We start from the raw sequence: 17,199 nt of genomic DNA, 5'->3' as shown, positions 1-17,199 counted from the left end.
CCTAAGAGGCATGCGATGACGCTCAACCTGAAGATGCCGGACATCCGGGAACTGAAGCCGCGGATCACCGTCTTCGGCGTCGGCGGCGCCGGCGGCAACGCGGTCAACAACATGATCGAGGCGGGCCTCGTCGGCGTCGACTTCGTCGTCGCCAACACCGACGCGCAGGCGCTGACCCTGTCGAAGGCCGAGCGCATCATCCAGATGGGCGTGCAGGTCACCGAAGGCCTCGGCGCCGGCTCGCAGCCGGAGGTCGGCCGCGCGGCCGCCGAAGAGGTGATCGACGAGATCCGCGACCACCTCTCGGGCGCCCACATGGCGTTCATCACCGCCGGCATGGGCGGCGGCACCGGCACCGGCTCCGCGCCGGTCGTCGCCCGCGCGGCCCGCGAGGCCGGCATCCTCACCGTCGGCGTCGTCACCAAGCCGTTCCACTTCGAAGGCATGCGCCGGATGAAGACGGCCGAGGCCGGCATCGAGGAGCTGCAGAAGGCGGTCGACACCCTCATCGTCATCCCGAACCAGAACCTGTTCCGGGTCGCGAACGAGCGCACCACCTTCGCCGACGCCTTCGCGATGGCGGATCAGGTGCTCTATTCGGGCGTCGCCTGCATCACCGACCTGATGGTCAAGGAAGGCCTGATCAACCTCGACTTCGCCGACGTCCGCGCGATCATGCGCGAGATGGGCAAGGCGATGATGGGCACCGGCGAAGCCTCGGGCGAGAAGCGCGCCGTGCAGGCGGCGGAAGCCGCCATCGCCAACCCGCTGCTCGACGACGTCTCGATGAAGGGCGCCCGCGGCCTGCTGATCTCGATCACCGGCGGCAACGACCTGACCCTCTACGAAGTCGACGAAGCCGCCACCCGCATCCGCGAGGAAGTGGACTCCGAGGCCAACATCATCCTCGGCGCGACCTTCGACGAAAGCCTGGAAGGCATCATCCGCGTGTCGGTCGTCGCCACCGGCATCGACCACATCATCGAGGCCGGCCAGGTCTCGGCGGCGGAGCAGCGCATCGCCGAACTGACCAGCCGCTTCAAGCAGCCGGCGCCCGCGACCCGCAGCCCCGAGCCGCAGACGCTGCCGACCTTCCGCGCCCCGACGCAGCCCGCGCCGCAGGCCTACGAAGCGCAGCAGCACCACGAGGAGCCGGTCTACGAGGCTCATTACGAGCAGCAGGCGATCGCCGCGATCGAGGACGTCACCATCCGTCCGGCCGCGCCGAAGCCCGCCGTTCCGGAGCCCCAGGTCCAGTCCTACGCTCCGGCGGAGGAGGAGCACCACGACCAGCCCTACATCCCGCCGCAGGCCGAGCGCGCCCGCGCGCCGCGGATGCCGCGGGTGGACGAACTGCCGCTGCCGGCCCAGGCGCAGATCCGCGCCAGCCGCGAGCCGGCCGTCGAGCAGGCCGCGCCGGACCGCAAGCGCATGACGCTGCTGCAGCGTCTGGCGAACGGCCTCGGCCGTCACCACGAGGACGAGCACGAGGCGCCGCAGCAGGCCTACGCCCCCGAACGCGCCCCGGCTCCCGAGCAGCCGGCCCGCCGTCCGCAGGCGACCCCGCAGGCGCCGGCCTACCGCCCGGCGCAGGGCGGGCTCGACGCCCACGGCCGCGCTCCGGCTCCGGCCCATCCCCGCGGCCTCGAGGACGACCAGCTCGAGATCCCGGCGTTCCTGCGTCGTCAGGCGAACTGAAGCGTCGCCCGGCGGCTCCGGGCGACACGAAAGCGACGGAACACCGGCCCAGGCGGCGACGCCTGGGCCGGTGGCGTCCGCCGGACGCGGATAGTTCTCTCGAGTCAATGATTTAGGTCTGTTACAAAGCGAAAAGAACGTTGATTTGGTTGGGGTGTCCGCCCGACCTAGTTTGCAGCGCATCACAGATGTCCGGACTCCCGGACGATGAACTGCGGCGTTCGACCGTCGCAGGCGGCCATGCTCCCCCGCCGGCCGCAGGTGCTCGAGGACAGTGCTTCATGTATGCGCATCAGACCACGCTCGCCGGAACGGTCGCCCTTTCGGGCGTCGGCGTTCATTCGGGCGCGCCGGTCTCCCTGACGCTCGATCCGGCCGACGCCGGGACGGGCGTCGTGTTCGTCCGCGTCATGCCGAACGGCGACGAGCGTGAGATTCCCGCTAGCCACGCGCTGGTCAACGGCACCGAACTCCAGACCGTGCTGGGCGATCCGTCCGGCGCGTCGGTCTCCACCACCGAGCACCTGCTCGCGGCGATCCGCGCGCTCGGGCTCGACAATGTCCGCATCACGGTCGACGGTCCGGAGCTGCCGATCGTCGACGGCTCGTCGCGGCCGTTCGTCGAAGCGATCGAGAGCGTCGGTCTTCAGGCGCAGGCCGCGCCGCGCCGGCTGATGAAGATTCTGAAGCCGGTCCGCGTCGAGCAGGGCCGCGGCTTCGCTGAGCTCGCGCCGGCGCCGCAGGGCTTCCACCTCGACGTCGAGATCGATTTCGCGAGCGACCTGATCGGGCGGCAGCGCATCGCGCTCGACCTGACGCCGGGCAGTTTCCGCACGGAGCTCGCCGGCGCCCGCACCTTCGGCTTCCTCAAGGACGTCGAGCGGCTGTGGGCGGCGGGCTTCGCGCGCGGCTCCTCGACCGACAACACGATCGTTCTCGGCGAGGACCGGGTGCTGAACCCTGAGGGCCTGCGGTTCGCGGACGAGTTCGTGCGGCACAAGGCGCTCGACGCCGTCGGCGATCTGGCCCTGTCCGGCGCGCCGCTCGTCGGGCGGTTCCGCTCGTTCTGCGGCGGCCACAGGCTGAACGGCGCCGTGCTCGGCGCTCTGCTCGCCGATCCCGCGGCCTACGCCATCGTCGACGCCGAGGCTCCCGCCCGGCGCGAGCGCGGCGACGCGCGCCGGCCCGCGCTGGTCGCCAATCCGGCTGCGGCCTTCGGGCATCGCGCCGCCTGACGTGTTCCCCATGCAACGGCCGGTCGCGCCTTGGCGCGCGCCGGCCGATTCGGCTATAGACTGCGTCGCGGCCGTCTGTTTCATGACGGCTTCGAGGTCGCGCCGACAGGCGCGGCCGTTCGGGGAATCAATGCCGGTTCAGACGCTCGAGAGGCCTCCGATGTCGCTGCGTACGCCCTCACACCCGTCTTCCGCGCGGGGGCGCGGACTGAGGAGCGCGCTGCTTCTCGCCGTCGCCCTGCCGCTCATGGCGCCGCTGGCCGGCTGCTCCTACTTCAATTCCAACAAGGAAGAGTTCGCGCCGGACGAGCCGGCCGACAAGCTCTACAACGAGGGCCTCAGCAACCTGAACGCGGGCTCGTACGACGAGGCGAAGAAGAAGTTCGCCGAGGTCGACCGCCAGCACCCCTACACCGAGTGGGGCCGCAAGTCGGTGCTGATGACGACCTACGCCAACTACCGCAGCGGCGCCTACACGGAAGCGATCACCAACGGCAATCGCTACGTCCAGCTGCACCCGACCAGCCCGGACGCGGCCTATGCGCAGTATCTGATCGGCATGTCCTACTACAATCAGGTGCCGGACATCAGCCGCGACCAGGAGCGCACCGCCAAGGCGATCGCCGCCTTCGACGAGGTGCAGCGCCGCTGGCCGGAGAGCGAATACGCCGCCGAAGCCCGCAAGAAGATGCAGATCGCCCGCGACCAGCTCGCCGGCAAGGAGATGCAGGTCGGGCGATTCTACCTCGCGCGCCGCGACTACACCGGCGCGATCAACCGCTTCCGCGTGGTCGTGAGCCAGTACCAGCAGACGCGCCACATCGAGGAGGCGCTGCACCGTCTCGTCGAGGCCTATCTCGCGCTCGGCATCGCCGCCGAGGCGCAGACGGCCGCGGCGATTCTCGGTCACAACTTCCCCGACAGCGAATGGTACAAGCGCTCCTACGCGCTGATGAACCAGGGCGGCGTCCAGCAGGCGCAGGAGAACACCGGCTCCTGGATCAGCCGCGCCTTCCGCGGCGTCACCGGCTGAGGCGAACAGCGCTCGCGGAGTAATCCCGTGCTCGCACGGCTTTCGATCCGCGACATCGTCCTGATCGACCGGCTCGACGTCGATTTCGACGCCGGGCTCTCGGTCATGACCGGCGAGACCGGCGCGGGCAAGTCGATCGTGCTCGACGCGGTCTCGCTCGCGCTCGGCGGCCGCGGCGACGGCGGGCTGGTGCGCGAAGGCGAGCAGCAGGGGCAGGTGACCGCGGTGTTCGACCTCGCCGTCGACCATCCCGCCCGCGCCCTGCTGCGCGAGCAGGACATTCCCGACGACGGCGACCTGATACTGCGCCGCGTGCAGGCCCGCGACGGGCGCACGCGCGCCTTCGTCAACGACCAGCCCGTGAGCGCCAACGCGCTGCGCGCGCTGGGCGCGACGCTTGTTGAGATCCATGGCCAGCACGACGACAGGGCGCTGGTCGATCCGGCCGCGCACCGCGCGCTGCTCGACGGTTTCGGCGGGCTCACGGCCGAAGCCGCGGCCGTCTCCGAGCGCTGGCGCCGCCGGCGCGCGGCCGCGAAGGCGCTCGACGAGCACACCGCGCGCGTCGAGGCGGCGCGGCGCGAGGCCGACTTCCTGCGCCACGCCAGCGACGAGCTCGAAGCGCTCGCGCCGGAGCCGGGCGAGGAGCAGGCGCTGGCCGAGCGCCGCTCCGCGATGATGCGGGCGGAGAAGGCGGCGGAGGACCTGTCCGAGGCCCATGAGGCGGTCGCCGGCGGCTCGTCGCCGGTCACCGCCATCGCCAACGCCATCCGCCGTCTGGAGCGCCGCGCCGCGGCCTCGCCCGAACTGGTCGAGCCCGCCATCAAGGCGCTCGACGCGGCGCTGCTGGCGCTCGACGAGGGCGAAGCGCATCTCAAGGCCGCGATCGAGGCGACCGCCTTCGACCTGCGCGAGCTGGAGCGGATCGAGGAGCGGCTGTTCGCGTTGCGGGCGTCCTCGCGCAAGCACGACACGCCGGTCGACGGGCTCCCGGCGCTCGCCGCGCGCTTCCGCGACGAGCTCGCGGCGCTCGACGCCGGCGAGGAGCGCCTAAAGGTCCTGACGGAGGACGCCCGCGCCGCCGAGCAGGCTTACGCGGAGGCGGCTTCGGCGCTGAGCGAGCGGCGCCGCGCCGCCGCGGCGACGCTCGACGCCGCGGTGATGGCGGAGCTGCCGGACCTCAAGCTCGAGCGCGCCCGGTTCATGACCGAGATCGCGACCGATCCGTCTCTCGCTGGCCCCGACGGCGTCGACCGCGTCGAGTTCTGGGTCCAGACCAATCCGGGCACGCGCGCGGGCCCGCTCGCGAAGATCGCTTCCGGCGGCGAGCTGTCGCGCTTCATGCTGGCGCTGAAGGTGGCGCTCGCCGACCGCGGCTCCGCGCCCACGCTGGTGTTCGACGAGATCGACACCGGCGTCGGCGGCGCGGTGGCGGACGCGATCGGCGCCCGGCTCGCCCGGCTCGCGCGCGCCGTGCAGGTGCTGTCCGTCACCCACGCCCCGCAGGTCGCGGCGCGCGCCGACCGGCATTTTCTCATCTCCAAGGCGCAGGCCGCAGGCGAGGTCCGCGTCGCGACGCGGGTGGCCGGCCTTGGCGCGCCCGAGCGGCGCGAGGAGATCGCGCGCATGCTGGCCGGCGCCTCGGTGACGGAGGAGGCGAGGGCGGCCGCCGCGCGCCTGCTGAGCGGAGCGGCGTGATGGCGGATCCGACAGGCGGCGAACTCCCGCCGTCGCTGCCCGACGCCGCGGCCGAGCACGCGCGGCTGGCCGACGAGATCCGCGGCCACGACCGCCGCTACTATCAGGACGACGCGCCCACGGTCTCGGACGACGCTTATGACGAGCTGCGCCGGCGGTTGGAGGCGCTGGAGGCGCAGTTTCCCGAGCTAAAGACGCCGGACAGCCCGACCGAGACGGTGGGCGCCGCGCCCTCCGACGCCTTCGCCAAGGTGCGGCACGCCGTGCCGATGCTTTCGCTCGCCAACGCCTTTTCCGACGAGGATGTGGCCGAGTTCATCGCCCGCGTCCGCCGCTTCCTCGACCTGAAGCCGGAGCAGGAGCTGCCGGTGTCGGCCGAGCCCAAGATCGACGGGCTTTCGGCCTCGCTGCGCTACGAGAACGGCCGGTTCGTGCGCGGCGCGACCCGCGGCGACGGGACGGTGGGCGAGGACGTCACGCCGAACCTCCGCACCATCGCCGACGTGCCGGACCGCCTGACGGGCGCCGACGTCCCCGAGGTGATCGAGGTGCGCGGCGAGGTCTACATGTCCCACGCTGATTTCCGCGCGCTGAACGAGCGCCAGACCGAGGCCGGCAAGCCGCTGTTCGCCAACCCGCGCAACGCCGCGGCCGGCAGCCTGCGCCAGCTCGACCCGAAGGTCACGGCCGAGCGGCCGCTCCGGTTCTTCGCCTATGCCTGGGGCGAGGCGAGCGCCGTCCCCGCCGACACCCAGAAGGGCATGGTGGACAAGCTGCGAAGCTGGGGCTTCGCCACCAACGAGCTGATGCGGGTGTTCGCGACGGCGGAGGAACTGATTGCGCATTACCACGCGATCGAGGAGCGGCGGGCGAACCTCGGCTACGACATCGACGGCGTCGTCTACAAGGTGGACCGGCTCGACCTGCAGCGCCGCCTCGGCTTCGTGTCGCGCAGCCCGCGCTGGGCGATCGCCCACAAGTTCCCGGCCGAGCAGGCGACGACCGTGCTCGAGGGCATCGAGATCCAGGTCGGCCGCACCGGCGCGCTGACGCCGGTCGCGAAGCTCAGGCCCGTCACCGTCGGCGGCGTCGTGGTCTCGAACGCGACGCTCCACAACGAGGATGAGATCGCCCGCAAGGACGTGCGCGTCGGCGACACGGTCGTCGTCCAGCGCGCCGGCGACGTCATCCCGCAGGTCGTGCGGGTGACGGACCCCGACCGCGAGGGCAGGGGCCCGCCGTTCGCGTTCCCCCGCGAATGTCCCGTCTGCGGCAGCCACGTGGCGCGCGAGGAGGGCGAGGTGGTCTGGCGCTGCACCGGCGGCTTGATCTGCCGCGCGCAGGCGGTCGAGCGGCTCCGGCATTTCGTCTCGCGCAACGCCATGGACATCGAAGGCCTCGGCGAAAAGCAGATGGAGGCCTTCTACGAGACCGGCGAGGTGCGCGAGCCGGCGGACATCTTCACCCTGAAGGCGCGCGACGCGCAGCCGGGCCGGCTCACCCGGCTGAAGAACCGCGAGGGCTGGGGCGAAACCTCCGCCGCGAACCTGTTCGCCGCGATCGAGGACGCCCGCTCGCGCGAGGTGAACCGGGTGCTCTACGGCCTCGGCATCCGCCATGTCGGCGAGATCAACGCCAAGCGGCTGCTCCGCCACTTCGCCACGATCGACGCCCTGCGCGAGACGGCGCGCGCCGCGACGCCGCCCGATCCCGCGGTCAAGGGCGACAAGGGCGACGACGCCTGGCGCGAGATGATCGACATCGACGGCGTGGGCGCGGTGGTCGCGCAGGCCGTGGTCGATTTCTTCCAGGAGCCGAAGAACGATCCGCCGCTCGACGCGCTGCTCAAGGAGCTGACGCCGTCGCCCATGCCGGCGGCGGCCTCCGACACGCCCGTCGCGGGCCTCACCGTCGTGTTCACCGGAACGCTCGAGCGCATGACCCGCGACGAGGCCAAGGCCATGGCCGAACGGCTCGGCGCGAAGGTCGCGGGATCGGTCTCCAAGAAGACCGATCTCGTCGTCGCCGGCCCCGGCGCGGGCTCGAAGCTCGCCAAGGCGAGGGAGCTTGGGATCGAGACCCTGACCGAGGACGAATGGCTCGCGCGCGTGGGCGAGGGTGGCTGAAGGCTTTCAGCGCGCCGTCGTCGCGGGTCCCTCGCGCACGGGTGCGCGATCCCGCTTTCCGGCCGCGCCGCGCGCCCCATTTCTCCCGCGCCATGACCATGTTCCGCACGCTTCTTCTCGCCGCGGCCGTCGCGCTCGCCGCCGTTCCCGCCGCCGCCCAGGAGGCGCGCGATAAGCCCGGGAACCCGGTCGCGCTGCCGGCCGACGCCGGCGCGCGCGAGACGGCGGTCACCGCCGACGACACGCTGACCTACACGGCGCGCGTCGAGGCGGTGCCGCTCTACGATCCGAAGGGCGAGAAGCAGGCCGAGGTGGTCGTCACCGCCTACACGCTGGAGCGGACGAAGCCCGACGACCGGCCGATCACCTACCTGTTCAACGGCGGGCCGGGCGCCGCCTCCGCCTGGCTGAACTTCGGCGGCGTCGGGCCGAAGCGCATGCCCTTCGGCGCCGCCGGCAATGCGCCGTCCGACCTCCCCAAGGTGATCGACAACGCCGAGACCTGGCTCGCCTTCACCGACCTCGTCTTCGTCGATCCGATCGGGACCGGCTACAGCCGCACCGTCGGCGGCGCCGACGCCAAGGAGTTCTGGTCGATCGACGGCGACGCGGAGACGCTGTCGCGCGTGGTCGCGAAGCATCTCGCCGCGAAGAACCGGCTGATGTCGCCGGTCTATCTCGCGGGCGAGAGCTACGGCGGCTTCCGCATTCCGCGCATCGCTCGGCAGCTGCAGGCGCGCGACGGCGTCGGGGTGCGCGGCCTCGTCGCGATCTCGCCGGTGCTCGATTTCGCGATCCGCGACGGCGAGCAGACCTCGCCGATGCCCTGGGTGACGGCGCTGCCCTCGCTCGCCGCGACCGCGCGGGAGAAGAAGGCGCCGGTCCAGCGCGCCGATCTCGCCGACGTCGAGGCCTACGCCACCGGCGAGTTCATGGCGGACCTCATGAAGGGGCCGCGCGACGCGGCCGCCGTCGACCGTCTCTCGGCCAAGGTGGCGGAGCTGACGGGGCTCGATAGGGACGTCGTGAAGCGGCTCGGCGGCCGGGTCGACATCCGCACCTTCGCTCGTGAATTCCACCGCGGCGAGGGGCGAGTCGGCTCGCTCTACGACGCCAACGTCACCGCCTTCGATCCGTTTCCCTCCGCCGCCCGCGGCCAGTGGGAGGACCCGATCCTCGACGGCGCGCTCGCGCCGCTCACCCGCGCCGCGGTCGACTTCTACCACCGCGACCTCGGCTACCGCGTCGACCGCCGCTACGAGCTGCTGAGCTCCGAGGTCCACCGCGGCTGGCGCTGGGGTTCGGGCCAGTCGCTGCCGGAATCCGCCACCGCGCTCCGCGAGGCGCTGGCGCTCGATCCGCATCTCAAGGTGCTGGTGGCCCATGGCGCGACCGACCTCGTCACGCCCTACATGGAATCGAAGCTGGTGCTGGACCAGTTGCCCGCCTTCGGGAACCCCGACCGCGTGAAGCTGACGGTCTATCCCGGCGGCCACATGTTCTACAGCCGCGACGCCTCGCGCGCCGCCTTCACGCGCGATGTCCGCGCGCTGTACGGCGCGCAGGAGTAGCCGGAGACCGCCTGGCTGACGAACGTGTCTCCCCCTCACCCGGCCTGCGGGCCGACCTCTCCCCGCCGGGGAGAGGTGACGCAACGGTGATGTCGCGTCACGAGGCAGGCGCGGGCCTTACCTCTCCCCGGCGGGGAGAGGTCGGATGACGCAGTTATCCGGGTGAGGGGGCCTCGGCGCCTGTGTCGTCACGCTGCAGACGCTCGGTGTTCCGAACTGGACAGCCTGCACGAAGGCGCGGGCATGACGCGGTGACGAGGCTTCCGCGACGTCCGCAGAAGTTACTCCGCGGCTTCGGCGGCTGGCGGCGCTTCGCCGAGCCAGGCGGCCAGGTCGGCGCGGGCGCGGTCGGTCAGCATGCGCTTCTTGGCGACGGCCTTCTGGGCGCCGCGCGGGCGCGAGCCGTCGGCCAGGCGGAGCGCGCCCTCCACCGGAGGGAACAGGCCGAAGTTCACGTTCATCGGCTGGTAGCTCTTCGGGCCCTCGCCCTCGACGCCGATGTGGCCGCCGGTGATGTGGCCGAGCAGGGCCCCGAGCGCGGTGGTGGCGGGCGGATGTTCGAAGGCGCGGCCGAGCCGTTCGCCGGCGGCGAAGCGGCCCGCCAGCAGGCCGACCGCCGCGCTCTCCACGTATCCCTCGCAGCCGGTGATCTGGCCGGCGAAGCGCAGCCGCGGCTCGGCCTTGAGGCGCAGGGCGCCGTCCAGCAGCTTCGGGCTGTTCAGGTAGGTGTTGCGGTGCAGGCCGCCGAGCCGGGCGAACTCCGCGTTCTCCAGCCCCGGAATCGTGCGGAACAGCCGGACCTGCTCGGCATGGCGCAGCTTCGTCTGGAAGCCGACCATGTTGTAGAGCGTGCCGAGCGCATTGTCCTGGCGGAGCTGGACCACGGCGTAGGGCTTCACGGTCGGGTTGTGGGCGTTGGTGAGGCCCATGGGCTTCATGGGCCCGTGACGCAGCGTCTCCGGCCCGCGCTCCGCCATGATCTCGACGGGCAGGCAGCCGTCGAAATAGGGGGTCGAGGCCTCCCAGTCCTTGAACGAGACCTTGTCGCCGGCGACCAGCCCCGCCACGAAGGCCTCGTACTGCTCGCGGGTCATCGGGCAGTTCACGTAGTCCGCGCCGGTGCCGCCGGGGCCGACCTTGTCGTAGCGCGACTGCCGCCAGGCCACGCTCATGTCGATCGAGTCGGAGTGGACGATCGGCGCGATGGCGTCGAAGAAGGCGAGCTCGCCTTCGCCGGTCAGCCCGCGCACGGCTTCCGCGAGCGCAGGCGAGGTGAGGGGGCCGGTCGCGACGATCACGCTGTCCCACTCCGCCGGCGGCAAGCCGGCGATCTCGCCGCGCGCGATCGTCACCAGCGGATGGGCCTCGAGCGCGGCGGTGACGGCGGCCGAGAAGGCCTCGCGGTCCACGGCCAGCGCTCCGCCTGCGGGCACCTGGGCTCCGTCCGCCGCGCGCATGATCAGCGAGCCCAGCGCCCGCATCTCCTGATGCAGCAGGCCGACCGCGTTCTGCTCCGCGTCATCCGAGCGGAACGAGTTGGAGCAGACGAGCTCAGCGAGGCCGTCGGTCTGATGCGCGTCGGTGCGGCGCTCGGGCCGCATCTCGTGCAGCACGACGGGAACGCCGGCTTCGGCGATCTGCCACGCGGCCTCGGAGCCGGCGAGGCCGCCGCCGACGACATGAATGGGGGAGGTCTGGGCTGTCATCGCGGGACCCTAGTCGCGCGACAGCATGCGGGCAATGCGGGCTGGCTACTGGCTCGCGTCCTTGGCGGCCGCCTCGGTGTCCTTCGCGGCCTTGTCCGCGCTCGCCGCCTCTTTCTCCACGGCTTCCGCTTTCAGCGCCGCTTTCTTGGCCGCCTCGTCCTTGGCGGCCGCGTCGGCGTCGCCCGCGGCTTTGGCCCTCTCCGCCTCCGACGCCGCAGCCTCGGCGTCCTTCCGCGCGGCGGCCGCCTCCTTGGCTTTCGCCTCCGCCCTCGCCTTGGCCGCTTCCGCAGCGGCCTTCAGCTTGTCCGTCTTCGTCGGCGCGTTGGGCGCGGCGATGTCGGTCTTCGCTCCGAAATAGAATCCGATCATCGCCGCCATGATCGTCGAAAGCATCGTCAGGATCTGCTTGGATATGTCGTCGGAGAGCGCGTTGTCTTTCTTCAGAAGAACATGAACGACGACGTCGCCCGTCTCCTTGCCGTCCTGGTTGTGCGGCGTCACCGTCACGATCCCGGCCGCGGCGTAGCGGTCGCTGATCTTCTGCGCCTCCACCGCCGTCGTTCTGCCATTCACGAGGATCGGCTCCGCATAGGCGGTGCGGTTGGCGCTGCTGGTGGCGAGATAGCTCGCCATCACGCCGACCAGAACGATGAAAGCGATCGTCAGGATCGCCCGAACGGTGCCCTCGGGCAGGCCGAACGGTTGTTTGACGTCGTTCAGCTCCATCAGATGATGAGTGTACGTCAGAAAATTCATCAGGCCGATGAAGGCGGCAAGTCCGACCAGTATAAGCGCTGATACCGACGCGAATCCGTCTGGCTTCACCATGAAAACGAACCAAAGCGTCGCGAGTACGAGGATTACTATAGATAATGGGACAAGGCTTTGCGACAGCCATGACGCAGCTGTCTTGAGCTTGTCGTCACTGGCGGACTGCGGCGCGTCGCTCATAGGAGGATCTCCCATCGACCGGCAGAAAATCTCCTTCTCCGATCCATGCAGAACAATTGGTTGCAATACTTACAGGGGGCGTCTGCGGGTCGTACGCGCCGACGCTCGGATGTCGTCTGAAGTTCATCGGCCGCTTCCACGAATGGAAGCGGTCGGCGCGACCTGAGCTATGTCTCTGAATCACATAGCTTTTTTTTGCACAGATTCGCGTCCCCGAATTGGCTTTCCCGATCGGAATCGTCTAGTTTGCCGGCGCTAGCAAACGACCGAAAGCGTTCCAGTCTTGGCCGATTCCACCGATCCGACGTCCGGCGGCCCCTCCGACATCAAGCCGGTGTCGATCGCCGACGAGATGCGCCGCTCCTACCTCGATTACGCCATGAGCGTGATCGTGGCGCGCGCGCTTCCCGACGTGCGCGACGGGCTGAAGCCGGTGCATCGCCGCATCCTGTTCTCGATGAACGAGAACGGCTATTTCCCGGACCGGCCTTACCGCAAGTCCGCCCGCGTGGTCGGCGACGTCATCGGTAAGTACCATCCGCACGGCGACCAATCGATCTACGACGCGCTGGTGCGCATGGCGCAGCAGTTCTCCATGCGGCTGCCGCTGGCCGACGGCCAGGGCAATTTCGGCTCGGTCGACGGCGATCCGCCCGCGGCCATGCGCTACACCGAGATCCGGCTGGCGAAGCCCGCGATGGCGCTGCTTGGCGACATCGACGAGGACACGGTCGATTTCCAGGACAACTACGACGGCTCCGAAAAGGAGCCGACCGTCCTCCCGGCCAAGTTTCCGAACCTGCTGGTCAACGGCGCCGGCGGCATCGCCGTAGGCATGGCGACCAACATCCCGCCGCACAATCTGGGCGAGGTCGTCGACGCATGCGTCGCGCTGATCGCGGAGCCGGACCTCGATCTCGAGGCGCTGCTCGCGATCGTTCCGGGGCCGGACTTCCCGACCGCGGCCCGCATCCTCGGCCGCAGCGGCATCCGCTCGGCCTACGCCACCGGCCGCGGCTCCGTCGTCATGCGCGCCAAGGTCGACGTGGAGGAGATCCGCAAGGACCGCGAGGCGCTGATCGTCTCTGAGCTGCCCTATCAGGTGAACAAGGCCACGCTGGTCGAGAAGATCGCCGAGCTCGTGCGCGACAAGCGCGTCGAGGGCGTCTCGGACCTCCGCGACGAGAGCGACCGGCAGGGCATGCGGGTCGTGATCGAGCTGAAGCGGGACGCGGTCGCCGACGTGGTGCTGAACCAGCTGTTCCGGTTCTCGTCGCTGCAGACCACCTTCGGCGTCAACATGGTGGCGCTGAACGGCGGCAAGCCCGAGCTGATGAACCTCCGGGACGTGCTGACCGCCTTCATCTCGTTCCGCGAAGACGTCGTCAGCCGCCGCACCAAGTTCCGCCTCGGCAAGGCGCGCGACCGGGCGCATGTGTTGGTGGGCCTCGCGATCGCGGTCGCGAACATCGACGAGGTGATCCACACCATCCGCACCGCGCCCGATCCGGCCACCGCCCGCGACCGCTTGATGGACCGGGACTGGCCGGCGATGGACGTGGCGCCGCTGATCGCGCTGATCGACGATCCGCGCCACAGGCTGGCGGAGGACGGCACCTACCGGCTCTCCTTCGAGCAGGCCCGCGCCATCCTTGAGCTGCGCCTCGCCCGCCTCACCGCGCTCGGCCGCGACGAGATCGCGGAGGAGCTGGACAAGCTCGCGGCCGAAATCTCCGACTATCTCGACATCCTGCGCTCCCGCGAGCGGGTGCAGGCGATCGTGCGCGAGGAGCTGCTGGCGGCCAAGGCCGAGTTCGGCACGCCGCGCCGCACCGAGATCCTCGATTCCGACGCGGATTTCGAGGACGAGGACCTGATCCAGCGCGAGGACATGGTCGTGACCGTGTCCCACGCCGGCTACGTCAAGCGCGTGCCGCTCGCGACCTACCGGGCGCAGCGGCGCGGCGGCAAGGGCCGCTCGGCCATGTCCTTCCGCGAGGAGGATTTCGTCAGCCGCCTGTTCGTGGCCAACACCCACACGCCGGTGCTGTTCTTCTCCTCGCGCGGACAGGTCTACAAGGAGAAGGTGTGGCGGCTGCCGCTTTCGGCCCCGCAGGCCCGCGGCAAGGCGCTGGTCAACATGCTGCCGCTGGAGCAGGGCGAGCGCATCACCACGATCATGCCGCTCGTCGAGAACGAGAGCGAGTGGGCGAAGTACGACGTGATGTTCGCCACCTCCGGCGGCACCGTGCGCCGGAACAAGCTGTCCGACTTCGTCAACGTGAACCGCTCCGGCAAGATCGCGATGAAGCTCGACGAGGGCGAGGCCATCGTCGACGTGCAGATCTGCACCGAGGACGACGACGTCCTGCTCACGACCTATCGCGGCCAGTGCATCCGCTTCCCCGTGACCGACGTGCGCGTGTTCAAGGGCCGCGACTCCGTCGGCGTGCGCGGCGTGACGCTGGGCAAGGACGACAACGTGATCTCGCTGTCGATCCTGCGCCACTTCGAGGCGACGCCGGCGGAACGGCTCGCCTATCTCCGGCGCGCCAACGCGGTGCGGCGCGGGCAGGGCGAAAGCGGCGTGGACGAGGCGGCGGAGGTCGAGGACGGCGTGGAGGCCGACGCGGCCGACATCGAGCTCGGCCAGGACCGCTACATCTCCATGAGCGAGGCGGAGCAGTTCATCCTGACGCTTTCTGAGAACGGCTACGGCAAGCGGTCGTCCTCGTTCGAGTACCGGGTCACCGGACGCGGCGGCAAGGGCATCGTCGCCATGGTGACCACCGGCCGCAACGGACCGCTGGCCTCGTCCTTCCCGGTCTCCGACGGCGATCAAATCATGCTGATCACCAACGGCGGACAGACCATCCGCGTGCCGGTCGAAGGCATCCGCATCGCGGGCCGGTCGACGCAAGGGGTGATCGTGTTCGACACCGCCGAGGGCGAGCGCGTCGTGTCGGTCGAGCACATCGCGGAGGAAGAGGACGCGGCGACCTCGGAGGACGACGACGGCGGCGACGGCCCCGAGTGATCACACGTGATCGTTAGGGATTTAACTGTTGTTCGTTAAAACAAGGCGCTTTCGTTAAGTATAGCGGCGATGAAAGGTTGCCGGCCCGGGCCGGCGCTGGCATGTTTTCGCAACGGCCCGGTGGGGGAATGGCTACCCGGGGGACGGGAACGTTCCCCTATCCTGGTTCAAATCCAGGCTGGGCCTCCAGATCGAACAAGCGGCGGTCCGCCAACAGCGGGCCGCCGTTTGTTCTTGTCGCGCCGCGTAACGCGTCTTCGTGATAGTGTATATGCACTATCTCTAAGAACGAAGCGGGACCATTCCGCCGGAACGTCGCCAATCGTCGGCGCGCGCGCCATTTCCGGTCGTCCGGACAGCCTCGCCGCCAGGTCGTCGCCGAAACCGGCCGTCGCGACGCCGCGACGAACTTCGTCTTGGCGGGTTGCGGTCCCGGCCCTTAGATGGGGGCTCGCTTCCGCATTCGCCTGAGTGAGACCGCAGATGAACGACGCGCATGAGCCGCTGCCGGACCCGGCCGCCGCACTTGAGGCCCGCGAGCGCGAGCTGAAGCTGGAGGTCGCACCCGACGCGCTCGGTCGGCTCGCCGGTGCGTTGCGCGAGCGCGGCGCCGCCAAGCGGGGCGTGGCCGCCCGTCTCGTCAGCGCCTATTTCGACTCCGACGACCGCGCGCTGAAGCGGGCGGGCGTTTCGCTGCGGATCCGGCGGCGGGGCAGGGGCTACGTCCAGACCATCAAGCTCGGCGGCGCGGGCGTCGGCATGTTCGACCGCGCGGAGTGGGAGCGGCGCGCGCGCGGGCCTGAGCTCGCGCTGTCGCCGGGCGAGACCCTGATGCTCGCATCCGCGCTCGGCTGCGAACCGTCCGCGCTGCCGGCGCTGGCGCCCGTCTTCACGACCAATGTGAAGCGCACCGTCCACATGCTCGAGCGCGGCGCGTTCGTGGTCGAGATCGCCCTCGACGATGCCGCGATCGAACTCGCCGAGGCGCGCTACGCCTTCGCGGAGCTCGAGATGGAGCTGCTCGGCGGAACGCCGGAGGAGCTGTTCGCGCTCGCCCGCGACCTCGGATCTGTCGCGCCGCTCCGCCTCAGCGCGCTCAGCAAGTCCGCCCGCGGCTATGCAGCCCTCGACGGCGCGCTCGGACGGCCCGCCAAGGCGGGAGACGCCCCGATCCGCCCCGGCATGACGGTCGAGGAGGCCTTCGTCGCCGCCGCGACCGACTGCGTGGTCCAGTTCCGGCTGAACGAGGACGTGTTGCTTGCGGCGCCGGAGCCCAAGGCCGTGCATCAGGCGCGCGTCGCGCTGCGCCGCCTGCGCTCGGCGTTCTCGCTGTTCAAGCCGGTGGTGTCGGACGCCCGGAGCGAGGCGCTGCGGGGCGAGCTCAAATGGCTCGCCGGCTCGCTCGGCGACGCGCGCGATCTCGACGTGTTCGCGGAAGGGCGGCTCGCCGCGCTGGGCGAGGGCGACGAGCCCGAGCCCGGCCTCGCGGCGCTGGCCGACCGCGTGGAACGTCAGCGCGGCGCGGCCTACGCCGCCGCCGACGAAGCGCTGCGCTCGCCCCGCGCGCGCGGCCTCATGCTCGATCTCGCGGAATGGCTGGCGATCGGCCCGTGGCGCGCGGACGCGGAGACGGCCGACCTGCGCGCCCTGGCCATCGAGACGTTCGCGGCCGATACGCTGACGAAACGCCGAAAAAAGGTGAAGAAGGCGGGCGAGGCGCTCGCGGCGCTCGACCCGCACGCGCGCCACCAGGTCCGCATCGAAGGCAAGAAGCTGCGCTACGCCGCCGATTTCTTCGCCGACGTGTTTGTCGAACCGAAAGCGCGCAAGCGGCAGAAGACCTTCGGAAAGCACCTCACGGCGCTGCAGGAGCATCTTGGCGATCTCAACGACATCGCCACCGCTCGCGCCCGCGTTCGCGGGCTGGCTATCGCCGCGGCGGCCGAGGGCGACGGCGACGCCGCTTTCGCCGCCGGCGCGATCGCCGGCCATGCCGACGCGGACGCGCGTGGCCTGCTGCAAGCCGCCGGCAAAAGCTACGCCGCTCTCATGAAGGCCAAGCCCTACTGGCGCTGACCCGACAGATCGACGGCGCGAAAAAGGGGTCGTCCGCCGACGACCCCTTCCGTCAACCGCCCGCGCGG

General features: G+C 70.5%; 10 protein-coding genes and 1 tRNA gene. 9 read left to right on the top strand and 2 right to left on the bottom strand.

The window, feature by feature from the left end; all coding sequences use genetic code 11:
* Window positions 1-15 precede the first annotated feature (15 nt).
* From ftsZ to PKE78_RS15615, 6 genes are all read left to right on the top strand, one after another.
* Window positions 16-1,698: a cell division protein FtsZ gene (gene ftsZ, locus PKE78_RS15640; RefSeq protein WP_271201828.1), complete on the top strand. Its 1,683-nt coding sequence runs from the start codon at window positions 16-18 to the stop codon at window positions 1,696-1,698.
* Window positions 1,699-1,979: 281 nt separating this feature from the next.
* Window positions 1,980-2,933, top strand: a complete 954-nt coding sequence (gene lpxC / locus PKE78_RS15635; RefSeq protein WP_271201827.1) for a UDP-3-O-acyl-N-acetylglucosamine deacetylase — start codon at window positions 1,980-1,982, stop codon at window positions 2,931-2,933.
* A 160-nt stretch (window positions 2,934-3,093) separates the two neighbouring features.
* Window positions 3,094-3,966: an outer membrane protein assembly factor BamD gene (locus tag PKE78_RS15630; protein ID WP_271201826.1), complete on the top strand. Its 873-nt coding sequence runs from the start codon at window positions 3,094-3,096 to the stop codon at window positions 3,964-3,966.
* 27 nt (window positions 3,967-3,993) lie between these two features.
* Entirely contained in the window at window positions 3,994-5,664 is a 1,671-nt protein-coding gene (recN, locus tag PKE78_RS15625) for a DNA repair protein RecN (RefSeq protein WP_271201825.1), read from the top strand.
* Complete coding sequence (gene ligA / locus PKE78_RS15620; protein ID WP_271201824.1) at window positions 5,664-7,790, top strand: NAD-dependent DNA ligase LigA; 2,127 nt, start codon at window positions 5,664-5,666, stop codon at window positions 7,788-7,790. Before recN ends, ligA begins: the two co-directional genes overlap by 1 nt.
* 98 nt (window positions 7,791-7,888) lie before the next feature.
* Window positions 7,889-9,361, top strand: coding sequence for a S10 family peptidase (locus PKE78_RS15615; protein ID WP_271201823.1), 1,473 nt, complete (start codon window positions 7,889-7,891; stop codon window positions 9,359-9,361).
* A 281-nt stretch (window positions 9,362-9,642) separates the two neighbouring features.
* On the opposite strand, the gene trmFO is transcribed toward PKE78_RS15615, so the two are convergent.
* Together trmFO and PKE78_RS15605 are read right to left on the bottom strand one after the other, a co-directional pair.
* Window positions 9,643-11,067, bottom strand: a complete 1,425-nt coding sequence (trmFO, locus tag PKE78_RS15610; protein WP_271201822.1) for a methylenetetrahydrofolate--tRNA-(uracil(54)-C(5))-methyltransferase (FADH(2)-oxidizing) TrmFO — start codon at window positions 11,065-11,067, stop codon at window positions 9,643-9,645.
* Between the two features lie 45 nt (window positions 11,068-11,112).
* Window positions 11,113-12,018 carry a hypothetical protein gene (locus PKE78_RS15605; protein ID WP_271201821.1) on the bottom strand — a complete coding sequence of 302 codons (906 nt, stop codon included), beginning with the start codon at window positions 12,016-12,018 and terminating at the stop codon, window positions 11,113-11,115.
* A 283-nt stretch (window positions 12,019-12,301) separates the two neighbouring features.
* Between PKE78_RS15605 and gyrA the strand changes: the two genes are divergently transcribed.
* The 3 genes from gyrA to PKE78_RS15590 all read left to right on the top strand — a co-directional run bounded on the left by gyrA (window position 12,302) and on the right by PKE78_RS15590 (window position 17,131).
* Window positions 12,302-15,055: a DNA gyrase subunit A gene (gyrA, locus tag PKE78_RS15600; protein ID WP_271201820.1), complete on the top strand. Its 2,754-nt coding sequence runs from the start codon at window positions 12,302-12,304 to the stop codon at window positions 15,053-15,055.
* A 114-nt stretch (window positions 15,056-15,169) separates the two neighbouring features.
* A tRNA-Ser gene (locus PKE78_RS15595) sits at window positions 15,170-15,244 on the top strand.
* A gap of 294 nt (window positions 15,245-15,538) precedes the next feature.
* The gene (locus tag PKE78_RS15590; RefSeq protein ID WP_271201819.1) at window positions 15,539-17,131 is read left to right on the top strand and encodes a CYTH and CHAD domain-containing protein; all 1,593 of its coding nucleotides are present in this window, start codon (window positions 15,539-15,541) and stop codon (window positions 17,129-17,131) included.
* The last annotated feature ends 68 nt before the right edge of the window (window positions 17,132-17,199 follow it).

Source organism: Methylopila turkensis (assembly GCF_027922325.1).
Taxonomy (GTDB): Bacteria; Pseudomonadota; Alphaproteobacteria; order Rhizobiales; family Methylopilaceae; genus Methylopila; species Methylopila turkensis.
This window is presented reverse-complemented; position numbering and strand designations above follow the sequence as displayed.

What these genes read in the sequence shown, in the direction of transcription:
- ftsZ (WP_271201828.1), top strand. Translation starts at nt 16, where the DNA reads ATGACGCTCAACCTGAAGATGCCGGACATCCGGGAACTGAAGCCGCGG.
- lpxC (WP_271201827.1), top strand. Translation starts at nt 1,980, where the DNA reads ATGTATGCGCATCAGACCACGCTCGCCGGAACGGTCGCCCTTTCGGGC.
- PKE78_RS15630 (WP_271201826.1), top strand. Translation starts at nt 3,094, where the DNA reads ATGTCGCTGCGTACGCCCTCACACCCGTCTTCCGCGCGGGGGCGCGGA.
- ligA (WP_271201824.1), top strand. Translation starts at nt 5,664, where the DNA reads ATGGCGGATCCGACAGGCGGCGAACTCCCGCCGTCGCTGCCCGACGCC.
- PKE78_RS15615 (WP_271201823.1), top strand. Translation starts at nt 7,889, where the DNA reads ATGTTCCGCACGCTTCTTCTCGCCGCGGCCGTCGCGCTCGCCGCCGTT.
- trmFO (WP_271201822.1), bottom strand. Translation starts at nt 11,067, where the DNA reads ATGACAGCCCAGACCTCCCCCATTCATGTCGTCGGCGGCGGCCTCGCC.
- PKE78_RS15605 (WP_271201821.1), bottom strand. Translation starts at nt 12,018, where the DNA reads ATGAGCGACGCGCCGCAGTCCGCCAGTGACGACAAGCTCAAGACAGCT.
- PKE78_RS15590 (WP_271201819.1), top strand. Translation starts at nt 15,539, where the DNA reads ATGAACGACGCGCATGAGCCGCTGCCGGACCCGGCCGCCGCACTTGAG.